General features: G+C 71.7%; 23 protein-coding genes and 2 tRNA genes. 12 read left to right on the plus strand and 13 right to left on the minus strand.

The features are described 5' to 3' along the window. Positions 1 to 21 precede the first annotated feature (21 nt). Positions 22 to 723: a hypothetical protein gene (locus tag WFH25_RS08410; protein WP_071295907.1), complete on the minus strand. Its 702-nt coding sequence runs from the start codon at positions 721 to 723 to the stop codon at positions 22 to 24. 58 nt (positions 724 to 781) lie between these two features. Between WFH25_RS08410 and WFH25_RS08415 the strand changes: the two genes are divergently transcribed. Then, entirely contained in the window at positions 782 to 1,639 is an 858-nt protein-coding gene (locus WFH25_RS08415; RefSeq protein ID WP_071295908.1) for an acyl-CoA thioesterase, read from the plus strand. Between the two features lie 26 nt (positions 1,640 to 1,665). Here the strand turns inward: WFH25_RS08415 and WFH25_RS08420 are convergent, their stop codons facing one another. Then, a complete protein-coding gene (locus WFH25_RS08420; RefSeq protein WP_070416602.1) occupies positions 1,666 to 2,121 on the minus strand; it encodes an acyl-CoA thioesterase in 456 nt (151 codons plus the stop codon). A gap of 29 nt (positions 2,122 to 2,150) precedes the next feature. Next, positions 2,151 to 3,836, minus strand: a complete 1,686-nt coding sequence (gene ettA / locus WFH25_RS08425) for an energy-dependent translational throttle protein EttA (protein WP_071295909.1) — start codon at positions 3,834 to 3,836, stop codon at positions 2,151 to 2,153. A 157-nt stretch (positions 3,837 to 3,993) separates the two neighbouring features. Between ettA and WFH25_RS08430 the strand changes: the two genes are divergently transcribed. Then, on the plus strand, positions 3,994 to 4,716 hold the full coding sequence (locus tag WFH25_RS08430; protein WP_070416604.1) for a hypothetical protein: 723 nt from the start codon (positions 3,994 to 3,996) through the stop codon (positions 4,714 to 4,716). 28 nt (positions 4,717 to 4,744) lie between these two features. On the opposite strand, the gene WFH25_RS08435 is transcribed toward WFH25_RS08430, so the two are convergent. From WFH25_RS08435 to msrA, 3 genes are all read right to left on the minus strand, one after another. Next, positions 4,745 to 5,368, minus strand: a complete 624-nt coding sequence (locus WFH25_RS08435; protein WP_070416605.1) for a single-stranded DNA-binding protein — start codon at positions 5,366 to 5,368, stop codon at positions 4,745 to 4,747. 131 nt (positions 5,369 to 5,499) lie between these two features. After that, complete coding sequence (locus WFH25_RS08440; protein WP_070416606.1) at positions 5,500 to 5,703, minus strand: hypothetical protein; 204 nt, start codon at positions 5,701 to 5,703, stop codon at positions 5,500 to 5,502. Positions 5,704 to 5,741: 38 nt separating this feature from the next. Next, on the minus strand, positions 5,742 to 6,269 hold the full coding sequence (gene msrA, locus WFH25_RS08445; RefSeq protein WP_070416607.1) for a peptide-methionine (S)-S-oxide reductase MsrA: 528 nt from the start codon (positions 6,267 to 6,269) through the stop codon (positions 5,742 to 5,744). Between the two features lie 164 nt (positions 6,270 to 6,433). On the opposite strand from msrA, the gene WFH25_RS08450 reads away from it, so the two are divergent. Both WFH25_RS08450 and WFH25_RS08455 read left to right on the plus strand, forming a co-directional pair. Next, positions 6,434 to 6,700: a hypothetical protein gene (locus tag WFH25_RS08450; protein ID WP_070416608.1), complete on the plus strand. Its 267-nt coding sequence runs from the start codon at positions 6,434 to 6,436 to the stop codon at positions 6,698 to 6,700. A gap of 112 nt (positions 6,701 to 6,812) precedes the next feature. Next, positions 6,813 to 8,153 carry a hypothetical protein gene (locus WFH25_RS08455; RefSeq protein WP_336697393.1) on the plus strand — a complete coding sequence of 447 codons (1,341 nt, stop codon included), beginning with the start codon at positions 6,813 to 6,815 and terminating at the stop codon, positions 8,151 to 8,153. Positions 8,154 to 8,211: 58 nt separating this feature from the next. Here the strand turns inward: WFH25_RS08455 and WFH25_RS08460 are convergent. The 3 genes from WFH25_RS08460 to WFH25_RS08470 all read right to left on the minus strand — a co-directional run bounded on the left by WFH25_RS08460 (position 8,212) and on the right by WFH25_RS08470 (position 10,998). Next, positions 8,212 to 8,284 (minus strand) — tRNA-Arg (locus WFH25_RS08460). A 14-nt stretch (positions 8,285 to 8,298) separates the two neighbouring features. Further along, a complete protein-coding gene (locus WFH25_RS08465) occupies positions 8,299 to 8,859 on the minus strand; it encodes an AAA family ATPase (RefSeq protein ID WP_336697395.1) in 561 nt (186 codons plus the stop codon). A gap of 9 nt (positions 8,860 to 8,868) precedes the next feature. Further along, on the minus strand, positions 8,869 to 10,998 hold the full coding sequence (locus WFH25_RS08470; protein ID WP_336697397.1) for an ArnT family glycosyltransferase: 2,130 nt from the start codon (positions 10,996 to 10,998) through the stop codon (positions 8,869 to 8,871). 160 nt (positions 10,999 to 11,158) lie between these two features. On the opposite strand from WFH25_RS08470, the gene WFH25_RS08475 reads away from it, so the two are divergent. The 3 genes from WFH25_RS08475 to WFH25_RS08485 all read left to right on the plus strand — a co-directional run bounded on the left by WFH25_RS08475 (position 11,159) and on the right by WFH25_RS08485 (position 14,324). Continuing rightward, positions 11,159 to 11,932 (plus strand): acylneuraminate cytidylyltransferase family protein, encoded by a 774-nt coding sequence (locus WFH25_RS08475; protein ID WP_336697399.1) that lies wholly within the window; start codon positions 11,159 to 11,161, stop codon positions 11,930 to 11,932. Then, positions 11,929 to 12,801, plus strand: coding sequence for an N-acetylneuraminate synthase family protein (locus tag WFH25_RS08480; protein WP_071295915.1), 873 nt, complete (start codon positions 11,929 to 11,931; stop codon positions 12,799 to 12,801). The genes WFH25_RS08475 and WFH25_RS08480 overlap by 4 nt, the downstream gene beginning before the upstream one ends. 95 nt (positions 12,802 to 12,896) lie before the next feature. Then, on the plus strand, positions 12,897 to 14,324 hold the full coding sequence (locus WFH25_RS08485; protein WP_336697401.1) for a DUF6716 putative glycosyltransferase: 1,428 nt from the start codon (positions 12,897 to 12,899) through the stop codon (positions 14,322 to 14,324). Here the strand turns inward: WFH25_RS08485 and WFH25_RS08490 are convergent. Together WFH25_RS08490 and WFH25_RS08495 are read right to left on the minus strand one after the other, a co-directional pair. Beyond that, positions 14,268 to 14,528, minus strand: a complete 261-nt coding sequence (locus WFH25_RS08490; protein ID WP_022907438.1) for a thioredoxin family protein — start codon at positions 14,526 to 14,528, stop codon at positions 14,268 to 14,270. The two genes, WFH25_RS08485 and WFH25_RS08490, sit on opposite strands and share 57 nt — an antisense overlap. An 82-nt stretch (positions 14,529 to 14,610) precedes the next feature. Next, positions 14,611 to 14,901, minus strand: coding sequence for a hypothetical protein (locus tag WFH25_RS08495; RefSeq protein WP_071295918.1), 291 nt, complete (start codon positions 14,899 to 14,901; stop codon positions 14,611 to 14,613). Positions 14,902 to 14,962: 61 nt separating this feature from the next. On the opposite strand from WFH25_RS08495, the gene WFH25_RS08500 reads away from it, so the two are divergent. From WFH25_RS08500 to WFH25_RS08520, 5 genes are all read left to right on the plus strand, one after another. Further along, positions 14,963 to 15,409 carry a MarR family winged helix-turn-helix transcriptional regulator gene (locus tag WFH25_RS08500; protein ID WP_070416616.1) on the plus strand — a complete coding sequence of 149 codons (447 nt, stop codon included), beginning with the start codon at positions 14,963 to 14,965 and terminating at the stop codon, positions 15,407 to 15,409. Next, positions 15,406 to 16,647, plus strand: coding sequence for an MFS transporter (locus tag WFH25_RS08505; protein WP_336697402.1), 1,242 nt, complete (start codon positions 15,406 to 15,408; stop codon positions 16,645 to 16,647). Before WFH25_RS08500 ends, WFH25_RS08505 begins: the two co-directional genes overlap by 4 nt. An 830-nt stretch (positions 16,648 to 17,477) precedes the next feature. Beyond that, the gene (orn, locus tag WFH25_RS08510) at positions 17,478 to 18,104 is read left to right on the plus strand and encodes an oligoribonuclease (RefSeq protein WP_336697403.1); all 627 of its coding nucleotides are present in this window, start codon (positions 17,478 to 17,480) and stop codon (positions 18,102 to 18,104) included. 111 nt (positions 18,105 to 18,215) lie between these two features. After that, positions 18,216 to 18,291: transfer RNA gene (locus WFH25_RS08515), tRNA-His, on the plus strand. Between the two features lie 125 nt (positions 18,292 to 18,416). Beyond that, on the plus strand, positions 18,417 to 18,761 hold the full coding sequence (locus WFH25_RS08520; protein ID WP_070416619.1) for a metallopeptidase family protein: 345 nt from the start codon (positions 18,417 to 18,419) through the stop codon (positions 18,759 to 18,761). Between the two features lie 80 nt (positions 18,762 to 18,841). Here the strand turns inward: WFH25_RS08520 and WFH25_RS08525 are convergent, their stop codons facing one another. Both WFH25_RS08525 and WFH25_RS08530 read right to left on the minus strand, forming a co-directional pair. After that, positions 18,842 to 20,122 carry an acyl-CoA dehydrogenase family protein gene (locus WFH25_RS08525; RefSeq protein ID WP_336697404.1) on the minus strand — a complete coding sequence of 427 codons (1,281 nt, stop codon included), beginning with the start codon at positions 20,120 to 20,122 and terminating at the stop codon, positions 18,842 to 18,844. Then, positions 20,119 to 21,546: an LLM class flavin-dependent oxidoreductase gene (locus WFH25_RS08530; RefSeq protein ID WP_336697405.1), complete on the minus strand. Its 1,428-nt coding sequence runs from the start codon at positions 21,544 to 21,546 to the stop codon at positions 20,119 to 20,121. The genes WFH25_RS08525 and WFH25_RS08530 overlap by 4 nt, the downstream gene beginning before the upstream one ends. Positions 21,547 to 21,626: the final 80 nt, after the last annotated feature.

Genomic DNA, 21,626 nt, shown 5'->3' on the forward strand with positions numbered 1-21,626 from the left:
ACCGGTCCGGGAACCGGCTGCCTACGAGTTGAGGGTCCAGGCGCGACGCTTGACGAGCACGTGCCCGCGCGAGGTGGTCAGGCGGCTCCACGGTCCGGTCTCGAAGAGCCGCACCGGGTCGTGGCCGAGGAAGCCGAGGCTCTCTCCCGCGAAGCCCGCGCCGGCGGGGACGTGCTCGATGCCCGCGACCGGACGGCCCCAGACCTCGGAACGGACCTTGCGGACGATGGCCTCGCCGGCGTTCGTCGGGACGGCGTCGGCGACCTCGGCGATGCCGTCGCGCGCGGCACGGCGGAGGAGCTCCGGCGAGACGTCGGGCAGCGGGACCCAGCCACCGCGGGGCGGGGAGATCGCTGCCCAGGTGACGGTGTGGACCTCGAGCGGGAGTTCCACCTCGATCGGGGTCGCCCGGGTGGGGTCGGCGCCGTCGGCGTGCTCGGCGTCGTGCGCGTCGGCGAGCAGCCGCAGGCGTTCCTGCAGCGAGGCCAGCGGGACGACCGCGTCGACGGTCGCCGGCTGCGCGAGCGAGAACGTCCGCAGGCCGAGGACCGTCGGCAGTTCGTCGAGCAGCCCGAGCGGGTAGAGGATCGCGGTGTAGACCGCGAGGACGCCGGAGTCCGCGATGAGTCGGACGGAGCCGTCCTCGATGCGGGCGGCCCGTCCGAGGTAGGTGCGCAGGTCCCCGAGGGAGGCTGCGTCGGGAAGCGTGAACGAGGTGCCCATGTCACCCAGCAGCCTACCGGGCACGGCTCGGCGCCGGGGCGTTCGTAGACTGCTCGGTGTGAACGGCGAACCGGACTTCCTGCGGACCCTCAGACTCGAGGACACCGGCGCGAGCACCGGCGAGACCATCCTCACCGGCGCGAGCCACTGGTCCCCCGGCGGCCGGGTGTTCGGCGGGCAGGTGCTCGCGCAGTGCATCGTCGCCGCGCAGGCCACCATCGAGGACCGCGACATCCACTCGATGCACGGCTACTTCCTCCGCCCCGGCGACATCGACGTCCCGATCACCTTCGGTGTGGAACGCATCCACGACGGGCGATCGTTCGCCGCGCGGCGGGTGCAGGCCTACCAGCGCGGTGTGCCGATCTTCTCGATGATCGCCTCGTTCCAGCGCCCGGACGTCGGCGTCGAGCACCAGGACCCGTTCCCCGTCGACGTGCCCGAACCGGAGTCCCTGCCCTCGGCCGCGTCGATCCTGTCGGCCATCGACCACCCGGTCGCTCGGGCGTGGGCCGAACGCTCCATCGACCTGCGGCACGTCGAGGGCCCGGTGTTCGTCGACGTCCAGGGCGAGCACATCGCCCACCAGGCGGTGTGGTTCCGGGTCGACGGCGACCTCCCCGCCGACCCGGCGCTGCACCGTGCCGTCCTCGCCTACGCGAGCGACCTGTCCATCCTCGAGCCGATCATGCGGCGTCACGGGGTGGCCTGGGGCACCCCCGGTGTGAAGAGCGCGAGCCTCGACCACGCGATGTGGTGGCACCGTGACGGCCGGGCCGACGAGTGGGTGCTCTACACGCAGGAGTCCCCGAGCGCGCAGGGCGGTCGGGGACTCGCGTTCGGGCGGATGTTCTCGCCGGACGGACGGCTGCTGGCTTCGGTCGCGCAGGAGGGGATGATGCGCGTCCCGCGCTGACCCGGCCGACGGTGCTGCAGTCCGTCCTACGGGCGGGAGAACTCCACCGGGGCTTCGACGTAGGCGGCGCACGCGTCCCGCTCGGCCTCGGTCAGCCGACGCGGACGGTTGCTGACGGCGTCGACCATCACGAGCGCGGTCGTCGCCCGGGTGTACAGCACCGCGGGCTCGTGCCCGACCGGCGACCAGACCTCGTACGAGACGTCGATGCTCGCGCCGCCGAGCCGCCCGATCCACATCTGGATGTCGAGCGGCTGCCGCAGGTACGGGATCGACGCGAGGTACTCGAGGCGCTGCGCCGCGATCACGGTCATGGTGCCGGAACCCGGCCGCCCGTCGATGATCGGCTCCGGGACCGACCCGTCCGGAGCGCGCTCCTCGGGGTCGGGTCCCCAGAACCCCACGATGCGCGCCTCTTCCAGGAGGCGCAGCATCGCGGAGTTGTTGACGTGACCGTAGGCGTCGATGTCGCTCCACCGCATGCGGACCGGAGCGTGCAACCGCGCCACGGTCAGTCGCGGGTGAGCTTGCGGTACGTCGCCCGACCCGGCTTCGCCGCGTCGGCGCCGAGCCGCTCGATCTTGTTCTCCTCGTACGCCTCGAAGTTGCCCTCGAACCAGTACCAGTTCGGCGTGCCGTCCTCGTTCAGGCCTTCCCACGCGAGGATGTGCGTCGCGATGCGGTCGAGGAACCACCGGTCGTGCGTGATGACCACGGCACAACCCGGGTACTCGAGCAGCGCGTTCTCGAGGCTGCCGAGGGTCTCGACGTCGAGGTCGTTCGTCGGCTCGTCGAGGAGCAGCAGGTTGCCGCCCTGCTTGAGCGTCAGCGCCAGGTTCAGACGGTTGCGCTCACCACCGGAGAGCACCCCGGCCTTCTTCTGCTGGTCCGGACCCTTGAACCCGAACTGCGACACGTACGCACGCGACGGGATCTCGGTCTTGCCGACCTGGATGTAGTCGAGCCCGTCGGACACGACCTCCCACAGGTTCTTGTTCGGGTCGATGCCACCACGGCTCTGGTCGACGTACGAGATGTCGACCGTGTCGCCGATCTTCAGCGTGCCGCCGTCGAGCGGCTCGAGGCCGACGATCGTCTTGAACAGCGTGGTCTTGCCGACGCCGTTCGGGCCGATCACGCCGACGATGCCGTTGCGGGGCAGCGTGAAGGACAGGTCGTCGATGATGATGCGCTCGCCGAACTGCTTGTGCAGCTTCTCGGCGTCGATGACCTGCGAGCCCAGGCGCGGGCCGACGGGGATGACGATCTCCTCGAAGTCGAGCTTGCGCGTGCGCTCGGCCTCGGTGACCATCTCCTCGTAGCGGGCGAGACGGGCCTTGGACTTCGCCTGGCGGCCCTTCGTGTTGCTGCGGACCCAGTCGAGCTCCGAGGAGAGGCGCTTCGCGAGCTTGGCGTCCTTCTTGCCCTGGACCTCGAGCCGGGCACGCTTCTTCTCGAGGTAGGTCGAGTAGTTGCCCTCGTACGGGTAGAGACGACCGCGGTCGACCTCGGCGATCCACTGCGCGACGTGGTCGAGGAAGTACCGGTCGTGGGTCACGGCCAGGACGGCACCGTGGTACTGCTGCAGGTGCTGCTCGAGCCAGAGGACGGACTCGGCGTCGAGGTGGTTGGTGGGCTCGTCGAGGAGGAGCAGGTCCGGCTTCTGGAGCAGCAGCTTGCAGAGCGCCACACGACGCTTCTCACCACCCGACAGGTGCGTGACGAGCTCGTCCCCCGGGGGGCACTGGAGCGCGGCCATGGCCTGCTCGAGCTGCGAGTCGAGGTCCCACGCGTCCGCCGCGTCGATGTCCTCCTGCAGGGTGCCCATCTCGGCGAGGAGCGCGTCGAAGTCGGCGTCCGGCTCGGCCATCTGCGCGGAGATCTCGTTGAAGCGCGTGATCTTCGCGTGGATCTCGCCGACGCCTTCCTGCACGTTCTCGAGCACCGTCTTCGACTCGTCGAGCTCCGGCTCCTGCATGAGGATGCCGACGGTGAAGCCCGGGGTGAGCTTCGCCTCGCCGTTGGACGGCTGGTCGAGACCCGCCATGATCTTCAGGATCGTCGACTTGCCCGCACCGTTCGGCCCGACGACGCCGATCTTGGCGCCGGGGAGGAACGACATCGTGACGTCGTCGAGGATCAGCTTGTCGCCGACCGCCTTGCGGGCGCGGACCATCTGGTAGATGTACTCAGCCATATCGCGCCAAGTGTACTGACAGTGCGGGGCGTCCGTCTGCCCGGTCGCCGGTTCGCCGGATCACGCACGGGGGCTGTTGCGCTCGCCGACTTCGACGTACCGTTTCCCCGCTCCGCACCGGGAGCACGGTCGATCGACCACCGGAGAGGATCAGGACATGTTCACCAAGCGTCTGCGCCGTCTCGCGCTCCCCCTCGCGGGAGCCACCGCGCTCACCGTCGCGCTGCTCGCCCCGGCGACGGCTGCCTCGGCAGCGTCGCCCGTCCCGCGCGGCAACCCCTACGTCCAGTACACCGCGCACCTCATCGAGAGCGGCTCGGGCACCGGGTACTCGTCGTACATCAACGTCCACGACGCCCACAACAACGCGTTCGCCGTGGGGATCCAGTCCGACACCGCCTCGTCCGTGAGCAAGGGGCAGCCCCGGTTCATCTGGGAGCGGGTGCAGAACGGCAAGTTCACGTACGGCTACATGGGCGGCGCCTCGCACAGCAAGACGTCGGTCGGGCTGCGCTGGTACAAGAACGACGTCGCGTCGGTCATCCTCAACAACCGCACGGTCGGCACGATCGCCCTGAACCTCGACGGGCGGCTCTTCTTCAACGCCGAGGCGAACGCCCGGCTCAACGGTGACGTCGTGCACTCGCAGGTGAACGACATCTCGATCAAGGTCGGCGACTCGTCCGGTCGGACGGGGCTCGCCGGCACGTGGAACACGAGCTTCTCGTTCCACGGGCTCAAGGCGAAGCAGACGAACAGCCCGAAGGTCCAGGGTGCGAGCTTCTCGATCGACGGACGGGTCTCGGGGCTCCCCCGCGGCGGCAACTGGGACACGACCGAGGTCGCGGGCATCGCGATGATCGCCCAGAACTGGCGGTAGGCACCCGGGAGCGGGGGCGGGGACCGGCTCAGGCCGCGGCACGCTCGTCCCCGTCCACCACCGGGTCGACGCCCACGACGACGTCGAACTCGTGACCGATCGCCGCCGCGGCGTGGCGAGCGGCCTCGGCGCCGTCGGGCAGTTCCTCGCGGACGTCCGGCTCCGTCGGGTCGGGGTCGACACCCGGTACGGGGGTGCGGTCCGTGCCCGCCGTGCCGACCTCGCCGGTGAGCGGGTCGACGTTCGGCAGGACGCCCGAGGTGCTCCCCGGAGGCGCGGTCGCCTCACCCGTGTGCCGCGGGACGCGGACCCAGTTGCTGATGCCCCAGGCGAGGTCGTGCCCGAGTGCCTCTGCGTCGATCTCGACGGAGGTGCCGCCGCGACCGTCCCGCTCCCACGTCCGGATGCGGATGCGCCCGGTGACGACGATGCGGTCGCCCTTCTTCAGGGAACGGTGCACGTTGGCCGCGAGCGATCGGAAGGCCGTGACGGTGTACCAGTTCGTGGCGCCGTTGGTCCAGGTCGAGGTCGCCCGGTCCCAGCGTCGGGACGGTGAGGCGAGGCGCATGCTCGTGATGGCGATGCCGGTGTCGGTCACGAGGTGACGTGGCTCGGTGGCGATGATCCCGCAGACGGTGATGGTGTCGTTCATGCGTCGATCGTCATCGAGCCCCGGGTCGCGGAAGCGACCCGGGGCTCGATCTGTGACTAGATGACTCGATCAGGTGCGTTGTGGAGGACGAGTCCCCCGCGCCTCCTGGTCGAGACGTGGGCACCGCGCGTTCAGTGCGCGCGGAACTCGGGTCGGTCCGCCAACGGGCCGAGCGCTGCGTGCACAGCACCCTTCGCCGACTCGAGCGACGGGTACGTCCCACCGCCCGCGCTCCGACCGTAGAGCTCGACGCGGAACCCGCCGTCTGCTCGGTGGATGCTGCCGACCGCTCCCGCTGGTCCGACCGCGACCCAGGTCCCGGTGTTGTTCGTCATCGTTCGACCACCTCCTCGTGGCCCCGACGTCCGGAGTCTCAGGACGCCAGGATGTACTGACTGTAGGCCTTGCGGACCTTGTTCACCTTGGGCAGCGCCACCGCGAGGCAGTAGCCCTGACCGGGGTTCTTCGCGAAGAAGTCCTGGTGGTACTCCTCCGCACGGTAGAAGGTACCGAGCGGTTCGATCGTCGTCACGATGCCGCCGTCCCAGATGTCCGAGGCGCGCGCGATCGCCCGCTCGAACAGGGCCTTCTGGTCGTCGTCGGCCGGGAACATCGCCGAGCGGTACTGCGTGCCGACGTCGGCGCCCTGCCGGTTCAGCTGCCGCGGGTCGTGCAGCGTGAAGAACACGTCGAGGATGACGTCGGCCGGGATGACCGTCTCGTCGAAGGTGACCGCCACGGCCTCGGCGTGACCGGTCGTCCCCGTGCACACCGACTCGTACGAGGGGTTCTCGACCTCGCCGCCGACGTAGCCGGACACCACGTCCTGCACGCCCTGGAGCGTGCGGTACACGGCGTCGAGACACCAGAAACATCCACCTGCGAGCACGAACGTCGTCATGGCCGCAACCTACCGCTCCCCGCTCGGAGCGAGCCACGACCGGGGCACGCCTCCTCCACAACGCGCACTCCCCCGGCAGCGCTCCCCGGATCGTCCGAGCGCACTCGGCGTGTCGGTGGTCGGCCGTACCGTCGGGGACACACCGACGAGCAGGAGGCACCACGATGCAGACGACGAACGAACCGGTCTTCCGGATCCGTACCGCGCCCGTGGCCCGCTCGCGCGGCGACCTCCGGATCCTCGACGTCCGCGATGACCTCAGCCGCGTGACCCGGGCGAACGGCGAGATCGTCGGGTACGTGGACCGCGTCGACGTCGCCGGGGGCACCGCCTACCGCGCCCGTCGGTACGTGTCGACCGAACGACGCTTCGTCGAGCTCCCGAACGTGTGGTCAGCCGACGACGCCGTGGACTGCCTGCGCTGGGGCTGATCCGGCCCCACCGGACGACATGATGTTCCACATTGGAATCATGTCCGGTCGGATGCGCGGAACGCCGCCCGACCTCCCCGATGCCTGACCGTTTCGTGAGTAGGGTGCGCGCATGGACTGGTGGAACGACCTGACCGACTGGATCTCGTCCGACAACGGCTGGCGCGTGATCTCCGGCGCGCTCATCCCGTTCGTCGCGATCGTCGTGGCGGGCGTCATCGCGGCGCTCATCGGCCGCGGGGCGACGAAGCGGGTCGTGGCGATGCAGGAACGCGAAGCGCGGAACGCCGCCGTCGCGGGCATCGTCTCGGCTGCACGCAAGGCCGCGACCTGGGGTTCCCTCGGGCACGACGAGCGCGCGTACGCCGACCACCTCGCCGAGGACGCCGACATCCGACTCCGTCTGCTCCCCGTTGCCGGTGCGCCCCTCGCGGCGAACTGGACGCAGCACGAGATCGCGGACATCAAGAAGAACTCCTCGACCTTCAGCTTCCAGGCGGAGCAGTCGCTCGCCGAGTTCCGTGACCGCATCCTCGAGTGGCAGGCACGACCGAACCGGGCGCGCAAGCTCTTCAAGAGCGACCTCGAGCGCTGGAAGTTCGATTCGCCCGACCCCGACGCCGAGCTGATCACGCGGCAGCAGGACTGGAACGCCGACCAGGCCGCCCCCGCGCGACCCACGGACGCCGGCACGACCACCGCCGTCCCCGCCGAGCGTCCGACGCCGACGACGACCTCCCTCCGGCCCGCTCCGGCGAGCACGCCCGCCCCGGCGAGCACGGCCGCCGCAGCCTCCGGCACCGGCGCCGCCGCGGCAGGCACCACTGCTGCCCCGTCCGCGGGCGCAGGCTTCTCGGTCACCCGCGGCGGCTCCGCACCGGTCGACCCGAACGCGACGACGCCGATCTCGGACACCTCCAGCACGAACCGGACGACCCCGATCTCCGACACGAACGCCACGCGCGCGTACGGCGAGGGCGCGACCCGCGCGTACGGCGACGGCGCCGCCGCCCCGACCCGGGCGCCCCTGGGCTCACCGGCATCGCCCGCCGGCACGCGCGGCTCGGCGACCGAGTCGACCGCGTCCGGCACGGACACCGACAACGCCGACGCCGTCGACGACGTCCGGCCGAGCAGCCCTCGCGGCACCGACCGTCCCACCACGGCCCCCCGGAGCAGCGGGCCCCGCGGGGCGGACACGACCGGTCCCGACGCGAGCGCGACGCCGCCGGTCGCCAAGCCGACCTCGGCGGACGCGCACGTCAACCGCACCACGGAGTCCGACGCCCGCGGTGTCGACGCCTCGACGACCGCACACACCCGGTCGATCCCGACCCGCATCGCGGACGGCCCCGCCGAACCGGCCGACGCGAACGAGACCTCGGAAGCGCCCTACACGCAGCCGATCAGCGCGAGCGAGCTCCGTCGCCGCGCTGCCGACGACGACGAGTAGGCAGTCGCCGAACGACACGAAGGCCGCCGTCCCGATGGACGGCGGCCTTCGTCGTGTGTGCCCCCGGCAGGAATCGAACCCGCGGCACGGTGGGTAGAAACCACCTGCTCTATCCACTGAGCTACGGAGGCGGACGGCCCCGATTCTATCCGCGACCCTCACCGAGGTGCTGCACGAACCGGTCGACCTCCCGCTGCGACCGGAGGTGGACGATGCGCAGGTGCGGCGCGGTCTCGACGAGCTCGGGCACCCGACGACGCGTCACGTTCCGGGTGCTGATGCCCCAGCGGAGGATGTGGCCGCGATCGGTGAAGAACGTCCACAGCGACGGTTCGACGTTGCCGTTCCACATCTCGATGCGCCCGAACCGACGGTGGAGCGTCCGACGCAGCAGCCGCCAGAACGCCTGGGCAGTCGGCAGGTCGATCCACACGAGCGTGTCCGCACGCTCCGCCAGCATCGCCCGGACGGAGGTGTACTGCCACTCCGTCACCCACGCGGGTTCGCTCGTGTACCGCTCGACGTCGGCAACGAAGGTGTCCCGCGGGACCCAGCCGGGCCCGTGGTATAGCGCGTCGATCTCGGTGTGCGGGATCCCGAGGACCCGGCCGATCCGCCCTGCCGTGGTGGTCTTCCCGACGCCCGTGGTGCCGGCGACGAGGACGCGACGGGGCACCGGGTCCAGGGGGTCGTCGGCGCCGAGCACTCGTCGACCCTAGCCCGCGGTGAGGTCGTAGACCGTGACGCCTCCGATCGTCGACGAGGTGAAGGTCGACTCGACCCACTCGGAGATCTTCGACGCCGCGTCGCTGCCGCCGTTCGACTGCCCGACGCTGCCGGCGATGAAGTAGTGGATCTTCCCAGCAGCGACGTCTGCCTGAAACTCCTCGAGGGTGGGTGACGGGTCCGAGCCGTTGAAGCCGCCGATGGGCATCACCGAGGCGCCCGTGGCGAGCTGGTAGGTCGCGGCACTGTTCGACCCGATGGTGGCGGCGACCCAGGTGTAGTCGTCGGCGTCCTCCAGGAGCGCCCTCCGCAGCGTCGAGGAGACCTCGGTGGACCCGCCGAGCAGGCTCCCGGCACCACCGAACCCGCCGCCACCCGCACGACCCGTCCCGGTCCCGGTCCCCGTCCCGCCACCGGTCCCCGTCCCGGTCCCGCCACCGGCCCCGGTCCCGGTCCCGCCACCGGTCCCGCCGGCCGCGCCCGCCCCACCCGGTCCACCGGTCCCGCCGGCCGCGCCCGCCCCACCCGGTCCGCCGGTCCCGCCGACGCCACCCGCGCCTCCAGGACCGCCGAACCCGCCGCCACCGCCACCGCGGGCCCCGCCACCAAACCCGCCGCCACCGAAGCCGCCGCCCGCGACGGTCGGTCCGGCCGAGGGCAGCGCCCCGGTGTGGGCGGTCGTCACCGTGTCGATCGAGTACGCCGCCGGTCCGAGCAGCGCCGTGACGACCGCGCCGACGACCGCGCCGACCACCGCGACGCTGCCGACCGGACGGGACCACCTCGCGAGCCCGCCGCCCCGCACCGGCACCAGCACCGCCCCCGCCGTCACCACCCCGACCACGAGCACCACCCACCGGATCCACGGCTGCCAGCCCGACGCCGCCGTCAGCAGGTGCCACTGCCACACCACCGTGACGACCACCGCGAACGCCGCCGTCCCACGCCACCACCACGACGCGCGCCGCTCCCACAGCACCCCGGTGCCGATGCCCACGAGCCCGGCGATGTACGGCGCGAGCGCGACCGTGTAGTACGGGTGGAAGATCCCGCCCATGAAGCTGAACACCAGCCCGGTCACGAGCAGCGACCCACCCAGCGCGATGACCGTGGCGAGGCGGGAGCGAGCGGACGGCGTCCGCTGCCGGAACCCGATCGCGACGAGCGCCGCCACGAGCAGGACCAGTGCGGTGGGCAGCAGCCAGGTGATCTGCCCGGCGAACTCCGACCCGAACAGCCGCAGCACCCCGGTGGCGCCCCAGGAGCCGGCTCCGGCAGTTCCGCCGCCCCCGGTCACGCTGCCGGTCTCGTCGCCGGTGACCCGCCCGAGGCCGTTGTAGCCGAAGGTGAGCTCGAGGAACGAGTTCGTCTGCGACCCGCCGATGTACGGGCGGGACGACGAGGGCACGAGTTCCACCACGGCGACCCACCACCCGCCGGCGACGACCACGGCGAGGGCTGCCCACAGCAGGTGCACGACGCGCTTCACGAACGGCAGCGACGAGCAGGACAGGTACACGCCGACGAGCACGGGCAGGATGAGGAACCCCTGCAGCTGCTTCGTCAGGAAGGCGATCCCGACAGCCACGCCGGCCAGGACGACCCATCGCAGACGCCCGCTCTCGACGCCACGCAGGACGAGCCAGAGCGACAGCACCATGAGCAGGGTGAGCAGTGCGTCCGGGTTGTTGAAGCGGAACATCAGGGTCGCGACCGGGGTCGTCGCGAGTGCGGCGCCCGCGACGAGCGCGGCCCCGGCGGAGAACCGCCGCCGGACGATGACGTACAGCAGTGCCACGGTCCCGACGCCCATCAGGGCCTCCGGCACGAGGATCGCCCACGAGTTGAGGCCGAACAGGCGCACGGACAGCTCCATCACCCAGAGGAACGCCGGCGGCTTGTCGACCGTGATCGAGTTGCCCGCGTCCGAGGAGCCGTAGAAGAACGCCTCCCAGCTCTGGCTCCCCGCCTGCACGGCCGCCGAGTAGAACGCGTTCGCGTACCCGTTCACCCCGAGGTTCACCAGGTACAGGACGGCCGTCGCGACCAGCAGGCCGAAGAAGGCAGGACGTTCCCACCGTGCTCGCTGGACGGCGGGTGTGCGGGAGCTGATGCGCATGGTCCCAGCGTCACCGGATCGGCTTTCGGCATCCGTTGGCAGCGCTGTGGAAGCGCCGGGAGGCGCGGCGTGCGTCCGCCGGGTCGGGTTCCGGAACGGTTCGGCGCGCGTCTGCCTGGTGTTCGCCTCCGCGACACCGCGGCTTCGTAGCGTCCCGAGCATGCGCCCCACCGGTTCCGTCGTCGCGGTCGTCCCGGCCCGTGCGGGGTCGAAGGGCATCCCGGGCAAGAACCTCCGCCCCGTCGCCGGGCGCTCCCTGGTCCGTCGCGCGGTCGAGTCCGCCCGAGCAGCGACGACGATCGACACCGTCGTGGTCTCGACGGACGGCGACGCCATCGCCGCCGAGGCCGTGTCCGCCGGCGCCCGGGTCGTCCGGCGTCCGGCAGCGCTCGCCGGGGACGAGGCCTCGTCGGAGTCCGCGCTGCTGCACGTCCTCGACACGCTCGCGGCCGCGGGCGAGGAGCCCGACGTCGTCGTGTTCCTGCAGGCGACCTCGCCGTTCATCGACCCGGCCGACCTCGACGCCGCCGTCACCCGGGTCCGCGACGGCCACGTCGACTCGGTGTTCGCCGCGGCGCCCTCGCACGCGTTCCTCTGGCGCATCGGCGCCGACGGCTCCGCCCGCGCCGTGAACCACGACCAGGCCGTCCGCCCCCGGCGGCAGGACCGCGAGCCGGAGTTCCGCGAGACGGGCGCGTTCTACGCCTTCCGGGCCGCCGCCTTCCGCGAGCACCGCCACCGGTTCCACGGCCGCGTCGAACTCGTCGTAGTCGACGGTGCCGGAGCGATCGACGTCGACGACCCGGCCGACCTCGCGCTGGCGTCCGCCCTCGCACCACGGCTCGACCGTCCCGCGCACCGATCCGACGAGCACGCACCAGACCACCGTCCGGCCACCGAGCCGCACGTCCCCGCACCGAACGGAGCACCATGACCGTCACCATCGGCACGTCCACGATCGGCGCGGGCCACCCCGCGTACCTCATCGGCGAGATCGGCCTGAACCACAACGGCGACGTCGACATCGCCAAGCGACTCATCGACGTCGCGGCCGACGCCGGGCTGCAGGCCGTGAAGTTCCAGAAGCGGACGCCGGAGATCTCCACGCCCGAGCACATGAAGCAGACGCCGCGCAGCACGCCGTGGGGCGAGATGACCTACCTCGAGTACCGGTACCGCGTCGAGTTCGACCGCGACCAGTACATCGAGATCGGCGACCACGCCACGCTCCGCGGGCTCGACTGGTTCGCCTCGCCGTGGGACGAGCCGTCGGTCGCCTTCCTCGAGGACCTCAACGTGGTGGCGTACAAGATCGCCTCGGCGTCGGTGACGGACCTCGGACTCCTGGCCGAGGTCGCCGCGACCGGCAAGCCCGTGATCCTCTCGACGGGGATGTCGACGCTCGAGCAGATCGACCGCGCCGTGGAGGCCCTCGGCACTGAGCGGCTCGTGCTCATGCACGCCACGTCGACGTACCCGCTCCCCGCCGAGGAGGCGAACCTGCGGATGATCGACACCCTCGCGAACCGCTACGCAGGCGTCCCGGTCGGGTACTCCGGCCACGAGCCCGGGCTGCAGATCTCCATCGCCGCCGTGGCACTCGGCGCGACGGCCGTCGAGCGCCACATCACGCTCGACCGCACGATGTGGGGCTCCGACCACGCCGCGTCGCTCGAACCGCACGGGCTGCAGACGCTCGCGCGCGACGTCCGGATCATCGAGACCGCGCTCGGCGACGGCGTGAAGCGGGTCATGCCCGGCGAGCGGGCACCGCTCGCGAAGCTGCGCCGCGTCGGAGCGTGACGGGCGGCGACCTGGACGCGGCCGGCGGCGGGGGCGAGTCGAGGGACGGACGGGAGGCGCGCCTCCCGTCCGATGCCCTGCCACGCGTCCGACGCGTGGTCGGTCTGGTCGACACCGACTCGTTCGCGAAGTGGGGCGCCCACCTGCTCGCCACGGCACCCGCGCACTGGGACCTCGAACTGCTCACGGTGGCGACGCCGCGATCCGCGAGCCGCGCGCAGCTGCGGTCCGCGTTCCGGGGGCTCGACGACCGGCTCGCGCACCTGGCCGCGGCGCCGCCTGAGGCGCTCGAGGTCGACGCCATCGTCGAACGACTCCGGCAGGACCCACCGGACGCCGTGCTGGTGTCCCTGATCGGACCGGTGGCGGAGCTCGTCATCGAGGAGGTCCACCGTCGTGTGCCACGGCGACCCGTCCTCGTGACGGGGCTGCCCGGGATCTCCTACCCGGCGAAGTGGAAGGGCGTGTTCTTCCGGGCGCGCGCCGACCTGTTCGTGCTGCACAGCCACCGCGAGGTCCGCGCCTACGAGGAGCTCGCGACCGAGGGCGGCGTCGAGCCGCACTTCGCGCTCGCGACGCTGCCGTTCGCGCGGCCGTCCGGAGCCGCTGCGAGCCGTGAAGGGGTTTCGCCGCGCGACTCCGTCGTCTTCGCCGCACAGCCGAGCGTCCCCGCGGAACGTGCCGAGCGGGAGCGTGTCGTCGGGTGGCTCGCCGAGACCGCCCGTCGGCACCCGGAGTGGCGCGTGGTGATCAAGGTCCGTGCTGCCGCCGGAGAGCACCAGACGCACCGCGAACAGGACCCGTACCCGGACCTCGTGCCGCCGGACGCGCCGGCGAACCTCGTGGTCGAGAGCGGGCCGATGTCCGCGCACCTCGACCAGGCGGTCGCCCTCGTCACGATCAGCTCGACGGCCGTGCTCGAAGCGGCGGCCCGGGGCATCCCCGCGCTCACCCTGACCGACTTCGGCATCGGGCGACACCTCATCAACGAGGTGTTCGTGGGCAGCGGGCTCGAGGGCGACGCCGTCGACCTGGTGGACGGCCGGTTCGGGACGGTCCGAGGCGAGTGGATGCACGACAACCACTTCCACCCGGAGTCCGAGGACGACTGGGCCGAGCGGACCGAGCAGCTCATGGCGTCGCGCGACGCCGGCGTCCTGCGCGACCGACCGGCGGCACGCCGGAGTCGCGGTGGCGTGCTGCGTCGGGCCTGGGAGCGGAAGAACGCCCTCGGGCCGGACGACCGGAGTGTCCTCGGGGCCGTCGCGCTGGTGATCGGGGCGCCGGTGCGGGCGCTGAAGCGGGTCGTCCGGCGGGTGCGGCGGGTGGTGCGACCGGCGGAGGTGCCGGTGTTGCTCGCGCCGACGAGTCAGCGTGTCAGTGGGTCCGGGTCGGGCAGGGCCGCGTCCGGAGGGGCCGCGTCCGGAGGGGCCGCGTCCGGAGGAGCCGCGTCCGGTGGTGGCCCGTCAGATCGCCTTGGCGATCGCGAGGAGCAGTTGGTCCCGGGTCGGGACGCCGGGTGACCGGAAGACCTCGGCACCGTCGTCCCGCCGCACGATGATCGTGGGGGTCGACCGGATGCCGAGGTCCTCCGCCTGGTCGGGGTGGTTCGCCACGTCGCGCTCGGTCACGTGCAGCCCGGGGACGAGTTCGGACGCCTCGGCCGACACCCGGCGGGCGGCGGCGCACGGGGCGCAGAACGAGGACGTCCAGAGGTCGAGCTGCATGTGGTCCTGCAACGCGGGCGCGGCCGGATCTACTCCCGGTGCGTGTGGTGCGGCGCGGGGTGGCGCGGTGCGGCGCTGTTGCTTACTCGCGGTCGAACTCGCCGCTGCGGTCCCCGCGGTCCGCGAGGTCGTCCACCGGGTCGGACTCCCCCGGCACGTACTCGAACTCGGCCGAGGTCTGGTCGAGCACCTGGCGGGACTTCGTCATTCGGTAGGTGAACGCGGTCTGGAGTCCCTCGACGTCGGCGAACACCGTGACCTCGTCGTCCAGCGCGTCGCTCGTGGCCGTGCGGGTGTCGGTCGTGCCGTCGAAGGGTCCGCCGTGGAAGATCGCGGTGTACTCGTCGCCTTCGTGGATGGTGATGTCGCTCATGCATCCCTTCTACCAGGGACCGCCTGTTGACACATTCATAGCCTCGCTATATAGTTTTGCTATGGAATCACCGCGTGAACAGACGATCGAGACGCTCCTCGTCTCCGTCAACCGCCTGATCCGCACCGCAGCGCAAGCGACGGGGAACACCACGTCCTCCGCCGTCTGGCGCACGCTCGGCATCCTCGAGACCGACCAGCCGCTCCGCCTCGGCGAGCTCGCTGCCGCCTCCCGCGTCGCGCAGCCCACGATGACCCGATTGGTCGCGGGCATGCTCGCCGACGGGCTCGTGTCCCGCAGTGTCGACCCCGACGACTCCCGCGGGCAGCTCATCGAGCTCACCGACGCCGGCCGTGAACGCCTGGCGTCCTGGCGGGTCACCCTCACCCGGACGGTCGGCCCGCTCTTCGCCGACCTGTCCGACGACGAGTGGGACACCCTGCACGACGCCGTCGAGGTCATCGCCGCCCGAACCTCCACCGCCACCAGAACGGAGACCCACGCGTGAACGCCCACGCACCCGCCGCACAGTCCGGCAGCATCCTCAAGCAGTCATCGGCGGTCTGGGCGATCGCCTTCGCCTGCGTCGTCGCCTTCATGGGCATCGGCCTCGTCGACCCGATCCTCCCCGCGATCGCCTCGTCCCTCAAGGCCACCGCGGCGCAGACCGAGCTCCTCTTCACGAGCTACCTCGCCGTCACCGGTGTCGCGATGTTCTTCACCAGCTGGGTGTCCAGCCGCATCGGCGCGAAGAACACCCTGCTCATCGGCCTCGCCCTCATTGTGCTCTTCTCGGTGCTCGCGGCGACGTCGAACAGCGTGTGGACGATCATCGACTTCCGCGCGGGCTGGGGTCTCGGCAACGCGCTCTTCATCTCCACCGCACTCGCGACGATCGTCGGGGCTGCCTCCGGTGGCACCGCGTCCGCGATCATCCTGTACGAGGCGGCGCTCGGCCTCGGCATCGCCGTCGGCCCGCTCGTCGGCGGCCTGCTCGGCTCCGTCAGCTGGCGCGGCCCGTTCTTCGGCGTCACGACGCTCATGGCCATCGCGTTCATCGCCATCGTCACGCTCCTCAAGACGAAGAACCTCGAGAAGCCCACGCCGACCAAGCTCTCCGCACCGTTCCGCGCGCTCGGTCGTCCGGCACTCGCCGCGCTCGCCGTCACCGCGCTCTTCTACAACATCGGCTTCTTCGTCCTGCTCGCCTACACGCCCTTCCCGCTCGGCTTCGGCGCCCTCGGCATCGGCTTCACCTTCTTCGGCTGGGGCGTCGGCCTCGCGATCACGTCGGTCTGGATCGCCCCGATGCTCACCGCACGGCTCCGCCGCACCACCGTGCTGAAGATCGCGCTCCCGCTGCTCGCGCTCGACCTGTTCGCCGCCGCCGTGGTCGTGCAGTCGCAGGTGGGCCTGATCATCTGCGTCATCATCGGCGGCCTCGTGCTCGGTGTCCTCAACACCGTCCTCACCGAGTGCGTCATGGAGGCCACCGACCTCCCCCGCTCCGTCGCCTCGAGCGCCTACTCAGCGGTGCGCTTCATCGGCGGTGCGATCGCCCCGCCCGTGGCCACCCTGCTCGCCGACCAGTTCGCCCCGTCGGCCGCGTACGTGTTCGCCGGGCTGTCCGTCGCCGTCGCGTTCGTCGTGGTGGTGTGCACCACGCGCGTGCTGCGCCGGGTCGACGACGGCGCCGAGCCCGAGCCCGTCGAGGCCGAGGCCATCGCCGCCGGCGAGATGGCGTAGCCCGCGCGGCGGCTCAGCGCCGGCGCCGGCCCCGGCGCCCACGGCCGCCGGGCTCCGCGAGCGGGCGAAGTACGTCCCGCTCACCCGCCGCCCCCAGCACCTTCCGCCCGCTCGCGCGCTCACTCGCGCGAGCGGGCGTTTTCCGTCCCGGTCGCACCCCGAACCCCGCGCATTCCGCCCGCTCGCGGATCCCGGGGTGACCGCCTGGAGGCGCGGGTCGACCCCCGAGACCGGCACCGCGCCTCCAGACCCTCGCGCCCACTCACGAGCGGGCGAAACACGCCCCCGTCCCCAAGCCCTCCCCGCACCTTTCGCCCGCTCGCCGCACCGGCCCCGCGAGCGGGCGAAATCGGGCTCGGTCGCGCCCCGCAGCCGTCGCATACCGCCCGCTCGCCGCGCCGCACCGCGAGCGGGCGAATCCTGCGCGGCCCACGCCCCGCACCCCGCGCATTCCGCCCGCTCGCGCAGATGGCACGGGCGCCGCCTGGAGGCGCGGGTCGCCCCCGAGACCGGCGCCGCGCCTCCAGGCACTCGCGCTCACCCCTCGCCACGAGCGGGCGAAGAACGTCCGGACCGCACCCCGCAACGCGCACATACCGCCCGCTCGCGCACCCCGCGCCACGAGCGGGCGAAGAACGTCCGGACCGCACCCCGCAACCCGCACATACCGCCCGCTCGCGCGCCCCGCGCCACGAGCGGGCGGAAAACGTCCCAGCTGCACCCCGCAGCGCGCGCATACCGCCCGCACGCGGGCCGGGCGGGCCGCGGGCGCGGGCGCGAGCGAGCGAGCGGAAAGCGACCCCGCCCTGCCGCGGAATAGGATCGACACCATGGCAACTGCGAACGACCGCCTCGTCTGGATCGACTGCGAGATGACGGGCCTCGACCTCGAGGTCGACGAACTCGTCGAGGTGGCCGTGGTCGTCACCGACTTCGACCTCGTCCCCGTGCACCCCGGCTTCGACATCGTGATCAAGCCCGACCAGTCGGCACTCGACAACATGAACGAGTTCGTCACGAACATGCACACCACCTCGGGCCTGCTCGAGGAGATCCCGAACGGTGTGAGCCTCGCGGACGCCGAGTACCAGGTCCTCGAGTACATCCTCGAGCACGTCCCCGCCGAGGGCTCCGCTCCCCTCGCGGGCAACACCATCGGCACCGACCGATCGTTCCTGTCGAAGTACATGCCCCGTGTCGACGGACACCTGCACTACCGCAGCGTCGACGTGTCGAGCATCAAGGAGCTCTGCCGCCGCTGGTTCCCGCGCGTGTACTTCAACGCGCCGGAGAAGCACGGTGGGCACCGTGCCCTCGCGGACATCCTCGAGTCCATCCGCGAGCTCGAGTACTACCGCCGCGCGGGCTTCGTGGCCGAGCCCGGCCCCTCCTCGGACGACGTCAAGGCCGTCGCGAACGAGGTCGTCGCGAAGTGGGAGCCGCGGCTCGCGCAGTAGGACACACCGCCTGCGGCGCCTCCAGGAGGCGCGGCTCAACCCTCGTGTTCTGACCCGCCTCCGGCATGTACTACTATTGAGTGGTCGCGCCGGTCGCCCGGTGTGCACATGGTGGATATAGCTCAGTTGGTAGAGCGCCTGGTTGTGGTCTAGGAGGTCGCGGGTTCGAGACCCGTTATTCACCCCAGTCGAGGGAGAGTCCTGTTGCGTGAAACGCAACCGGGGCTCTCCCTCAGTGTTTGTCCGGGCGCCTCCGGCGCCGCGCGGCTTCGCCGCGGGCAGTCAGCACGGTGTGGCACGATCGGCGGCGTGATGGAGATGTCCGCCGATGCGTTCGAACAGCTCGTGACCGACGAACTCGACCTGCTGCCGGACGAGATGGTCGACGGCCTCGACAACGTGGTGTTCGTCGTCGAGGACGAACCGGAGAACGGCGAAGAGCTGTTCGGCGTGTACGACGGCATCGCCGCGACCGAGCGTGGGCAGTACGGCTTCGGCGAGCTCCCGGACCGCATCGTGGTGTTCCGGAAGCAGCACCTCGCCGAGTGCGACACGCTCGAGGAGCTCAAGGACGAGGTCCACACCACGCTCGTGCACGAGATCGGGCACTTCTACGGCATCGACGACGAGCGCCTCCACGAGCTCGGCTGGGCGTAGCCGAGGCCACAGCGCCCGCGCGGTTGCCGGGGCCTCGGCACCCGCGCGGGTGCCGAGGCGCCGGCGCCCGCGCCAGCGCCTCAGAACCGCGTCGGCCCCACCTCGTGGTACTTCTCCCATGCGTCCACCGGCCCCCGCCCGTGCAGCGCGTACTCCCCCACGAGCCGCTCCTTGTAGACCGCCGGGTTGTGCGACGCCACGACCCGGGCGTTCCGCCAGTGCCGGTCCAACGCCCGCGTGCGATCGGCCGCCGAGGCCCCACCGACCTCGAACAGCTCCGACGCCGCCCGGAGCACCCGCGGCCCGACCTCGATCTGCGCCTGGTAGACCGCGTTCTCGGCGGCGTCCAGCAGGGCACGGTCGACACCGGCCCCGGGCTCGTTCGTCCCCACGACCCCGTCGAGCAGCCCCGCCGCGGCGACGACGAGCGACCGGGCCGTGAACGCCCCGGCCGACAACCGACCGAGCACGGCCAACACCTGCGGGTCGTCCCCGGGCCGCGCGGCGTTCGCGTGGATGTACGTCCGGGTCCGCGGTCGCACGAACGCGACGGCGTCGTCGGACACCGCCTGCCCGATCCCGGCGAGGACCGCCAGCAGGTACAGCTGGTAGAAGGCCTGGATGTGCGACAGCGGGGCGTCCTTGTACGCCGAGACCACCGAGGGGTCGATCGACACCCCGTCGAACACCGTGGTGCCGGACGCGGTCAACCGCTGCCCGAACCCGTCCCAGTCGTCGACCGACGTCACGCCGATCGCATCGGTCGGGACCGCGAACGTGACCCGGTCGCCGTCCCGGTCCGCCGCGAGGTAGATCCAGTCCGAGTAGAGCGTCCCGGTCGAGTAGAACTTCCGGCCGTCGAGACGGACGGACCCGTCCTCGGCGACGCGCACCGTGGTGGAGATGTCGGCGAGCGTCGTCCCGGTCCGCTCCGACGTCGCGTTCCCGATGATCGCCCCGTCGACGATCCGCTGCAGCCACTCGTCCCGCCCGGCCGACGACGGCCGGAGGAGCACGAGTTCGGTGTACCCGAAGTGCCCGCGCCACAGGTGCGCGATGTTCGAGTCGGCAGCGGCGAGGTCGGCGACGAGGTGCACGAGTTCGACGAGCGTCACGCCGAACCCGCCACGGTCCTCCGGCACGCGGAGCCGTCCGAACCCCGCGTCGGCGAGCGCACGGACCTCGTCCTGCGGCAGCGCTCGGTCCCCCGGCGTCCCCGACGCCAGCTCGCGGTCGACGGCCCCCTCGCGGATGCGGTCGAACAGCGGCTGGAACCGAGCGCGCAGCTCCGTCAGACGGCTGGTCCCGGTGCCGCCCTGGAGGGACGGCTCGCCCCCGGTGGTCGTCGTCGCGTCGGTCATGCGGTCACCTCCACGGCGTCGCGCGCGGCGTCCGCGCCGGTTCCGGCAGCTCCGCCCGTGAACGCTCCCCGCCACCGCCGCGCCGGGTGGCTGTCGGGCAGCTGCGGGTGGCCGAAGAGCTTCTCGCGCAACGTCCCCTCGCGGTACTCGGACTGCATCAGTCCGCGCTCCTGCAGGGTCGGGGCGATGTGGTCCACGAACTCCTCGTAGGAGCCGGGCAGCGTCCAGTTGATGACATTGACCCCGTCGACGCCGGCGCGCTGCCAGTCGGCGAGCTCGTCGGCGATCTGCTCGGGCGTCCCGACCACGCGGGCACGGAGCTTCGCGGACAGCCGGGCGAGGTCGGCGATCGTCGGCTCCCGGTCGCCGGCGGCCTCCCGGAGCCACTGCAGGTGCGACTGGCCGGCGTGCGTGCGGACCTCGGACAGCGGCGTCTCGGGGTCGAGGGCCTCGCCGGTGTCGGGGTCGAACCCGAGGTTCGAGTGCACGAGGAAGCCGTCGGCCGCGAGGTACTCGTCGATCTCCGCTTCCTTCGCCTTCGCCTCGGCCTCGGTGGCCCCGGTGACGAACGTCAGCCCGAGGAAGAAGGCGATGTCGTCCCGCTGCCGCCCCGCTGCCGAAGCGAGGTCACGGGTCTCGCGGATGAGCTGCTCGGTGGCGTCGCGGTTCGACGTCAGGATGAACTGGGCCTCGGCGTTCCGCGCGGCGAAGGCACGGCCGGCCGGCGAGGACCCCGCCTGGAAGAGCACGGGCGTCCGCTGCGGCGACGGTGCCGACAGGTGCGGGCCCTGCACGTCGTAGCGCTTCCCGTGGTGGTCGATGCGGTGCACCTTGTCGGGGTCGGCGTAGCCGCGCACCGGGTCCTTGAGCACGGCGCCGTCCTCCCACGACCCCTCCCAGAGCTTCGCGCAGACCTCGAGGTACTCCTCGGCCCACACGTAGCGCTCGTCGTGCTCCTCGAGACGATCGGCGCCGAAGTTCCGCGCGGCGCTGTCGAGGGCGCTCGTGACGACGTTCCAGCCGATCCGACCCCGGGTGATGTGGTCGAGGGTGGAGACCTTGCGGGCGAAGTCGAACGGGTGCGACTGGATGACGCTCGACGTGAAGGCGAGCCCGAGGTGCTCCGTCGACACGGCGAGCGCCGAGAGCAGGACGGACGGGTCGTTCGAGGGGATCTGCAGCCCCTCGCGCAGGTTCGTCGAGTAATCGCCGCGTCCGGGGCCGTACGTCCCGACGACGTCCGCGAAGAACATCGCGTCGAACTTCCCGCGCTCGAGGGTCTTCGCGAGGTCGGTCCACAGCGTCACGTCGTCGAAGTCGGCCTGGCGGGCGCCCGGGTGCCGCCAGAGGCCGTGCTGGATGTGCGACGTCGTGTTCATGACGAAGGCCGCGAAGCGCAGCGGGCGGTTCGGTACATCGCTCATGCGGTCCATGTTCCCCGCCGTCGTGTCGCGGGAGGGCGTGACGTGACCTCCCGTTACGCGGGGTGTTCCCCGAGGTGCGC

This window comes from Curtobacterium sp. USHLN213 (assembly GCF_037144815.1).
GTDB lineage: Bacteria > Actinomycetota > Actinomycetes > Actinomycetales > Microbacteriaceae > Curtobacterium.